The sequence below is a fragment of the Nocardioides sp. NPDC059952 genome, from assembly GCF_042730435.1.
GTDB lineage: Bacteria > Actinomycetota > Actinomycetes > Propionibacteriales > Nocardioidaceae > Nocardioides.
The window spans coordinates 1-2418 of the sequence record NZ_JBHWLY010000041.1; the positions used below are offsets into that span (position 1 = coordinate 1).

Genomic DNA, 2418 nt, shown 5'->3' on the forward strand with positions numbered 1-2418 from the left:
GGCCGTGCTGGCTTACCCCGCGCATCGTTAGGCCGCGCCCGCTGCCGCGGGCCCTTGACAGCGGGGGGGCGGGCGGGGTGCGACGTGCCGCCGCCCGGGCCGTAGGGATGGTTGTCGTCATGACCGGACTACTGCGAGGCCTTGCCGGACTTGGCGATGGAGTCGGTGACGATGCCGAGCTCTTCGCCGTCCTCACCGGTGCCGAAGAGCTTCTCCTTGACGCCCGACCAGTCGCGGCCGCCGAAGTCGTTCTCCAGGGTGAGCAGCTGCTTCGGAGCCGGGAACGGGTCGGCCGGGTCCTTGGCGCCCTTGATGTCCTCGGGCTTGAGACCGACCGCGTCCCAGTCGACGACGCCGGGCTCGGCGGTGTTGACCGGGCGGAAGCCGGTCAGCGCGAACTGCTTCTGGCCGCCCTGGGGGTCGAGGACGAAGTCGAGCCAGTCCTGCGACGGCTTGGAGGAGTCCTTGAGGATGGCACCGGGGTTCTCGATCAGGACCGTGGAGTCCGGGACGATGTAGTCGAAGCCCTCGCCCTGCTGAGCCGCGAGGATCGCCTCGTTCTCGTACGCGAGCAGCACGTCGCCGGTGCCGCCGAGGAAGGCGGTGGTGGCGTCGCGGCCCGAGTTGGTCAGCGTGACGACGTTCTTGAAGAGCTTGTCGAGGTACGCCTTGCCCTCCTCCTCGGTGCCGCCGTTCTTCACGACCGAGCCCCAAGCGGCCAGCGCGTTCCAGCGGGCGGCGCCGGACGAGGCCGGGTTGGCCGTGACCACTCCGACGCCGGGCTTGATCAGGTCCTCCCAGCCCTGGATGTTCTTCGGGTTGCCCTCACGAACACCGAGCACGACGATCGAGCTGGACACGATGCCCTTGTTGTCGCCGTCGTCCCAGGACGCGTCGACGAGGCCGGCCTTCTCGAGGCGCTGTACGTCGGTGCCGACGGACAGGTGGACGTAGTCGGCCTTCAGGCCCGACTCGACCGCACGGCTCTGGTCGCCCGAGGCGCCGTAGGAGGTCTCGAAGGTGACGCCCTCGCCCTCGGGGGTCTTGTTGAACTCCTTGGCGATCGCCTTGTTGGCCGTCTCGGGGACGGCGAAGCCGACGATGGAGATCGACTCCGCGTCGCTGTCGCCACCGGAGCCACCGCACGCGGTCAAGGTCAGGATGCTCGCAGCGGCCAACGCCACTGCAACCTTGATCTTCTTCATCTGGTTCCTCACTTCTGCCCTGCCGAGTCAAGGTCGATCGGGTTACGAATGTCGAGGAGAATACTTGAATTAACCGACTGCATGTGAAAACGCACGATCGGTCCGATCCTTGGACGACAACCGGTCTCGGCCGGCGGGCGACTGCTAGACGGTCGTCGAGCTCGGCGGGGTCACGAGCGTCCGCAGGACCTTGCGACGGTGGTGAACCGCCTCGGCGCTGAAGATGACCAGGGCGACCCAGACGATCGCGAAGCCGGCCCAACGGCCGGGAGGCATCGCCTCGTGGGCGATGAAGACGCCGACGGCGAACTGCAGGATCGGCGCGAGGTACTGGAGCAGCCCGATCGTCACCATCGGCACCCGGATCGCGGCCGCACCGAAGCAGGCCAGCGGCACCACCGTGATCACGCCGAGGCTGATCATCAGGAGTACGTGGAGGACACCGTGGCCGACGAGCGTGCCGCTCCCGGTGGCCTGGAGGGCGATGATCAGTGCTAGCGCGAACGGCGCCGTCACGGCGGTCTCGACGGCGAGCGACTCGAACGGCCCCACCCCCGCGCTCTTCTTGAGCAGCCCGTAGGTGCCGAAGGAGAAGGCCAGGATCAGCGCGACCCAGGGCAGCCGGCCGTAGTCGATGGTGAGCACGACGACGGACACGAACGCGATCCCGAGCGCCACCCACTGCAGCTTCCGCATCCGCTCGCGCAGGATGATCACGCCCATCAGCATGGTGACCAGCGGGTTGGTGAAGTAGCCCAGGCTCGTCTCCACGATCCGCCCGTTGTTGACCCCCCAGATGTACGTCACCCAGTTGATCGAGATCACCCCAGCAGCCGCCGTCAGCAGCAAGAGCTTGCGCCGGTCGCGCAGGATCTCCGCCACCTGCTTGCGGCGCCCCACGATCAGCACCAGCGCTGCCGCGACCACCAGCGACCACAGGATCCGGTGTCCCAGGATCTCCCAGGCTCCGGCCGGTTCCAGGAGGGGGAAGTAGAGCGGGAACGCACCCCACATGACGTACGCCGCGGCGCCGAACATCACTCCACGCCGCTGCTCACTCACAGCCGTACGTTACCGCTCCGGGTATCCGTTCTTTACCCAAGGCCGAAACCCGAGATCTGCTTGCCCCGTCGGTCGAGCCGCCGGAGCCGCTAGGCGGAGGCGTGTCGAGACCAACACGGTCTATTCGAGCGCCGAGGGGACCGTGTTGGTC

The 2418-nt window shown here is 67.6% G+C and carries 2 protein-coding genes; both read right to left on the bottom strand.

Annotation, left to right across the window (positions count from 1 at the left end; all coding sequences use genetic code 11):
• Window positions 1-128 precede the first annotated feature (128 nt).
• Window positions 129-1205 carry a sulfate ABC transporter substrate-binding protein gene (locus ACFV9G_RS18445; protein WP_378728957.1) on the bottom strand — a complete coding sequence of 359 codons (1077 nt, stop codon included), beginning with the start codon at window positions 1203-1205 and terminating at the stop codon, window positions 129-131.
• A 144-nt stretch (window positions 1206-1349) separates the two neighbouring features.
• The gene (gene rarD / locus ACFV9G_RS18450) at window positions 1350-2267 is read right to left on the bottom strand and encodes an EamA family transporter RarD (RefSeq protein WP_378728958.1); all 918 of its coding nucleotides are present in this window, start codon (window positions 2265-2267) and stop codon (window positions 1350-1352) included.
• Window positions 2268-2418 lie beyond the last annotated feature (151 nt).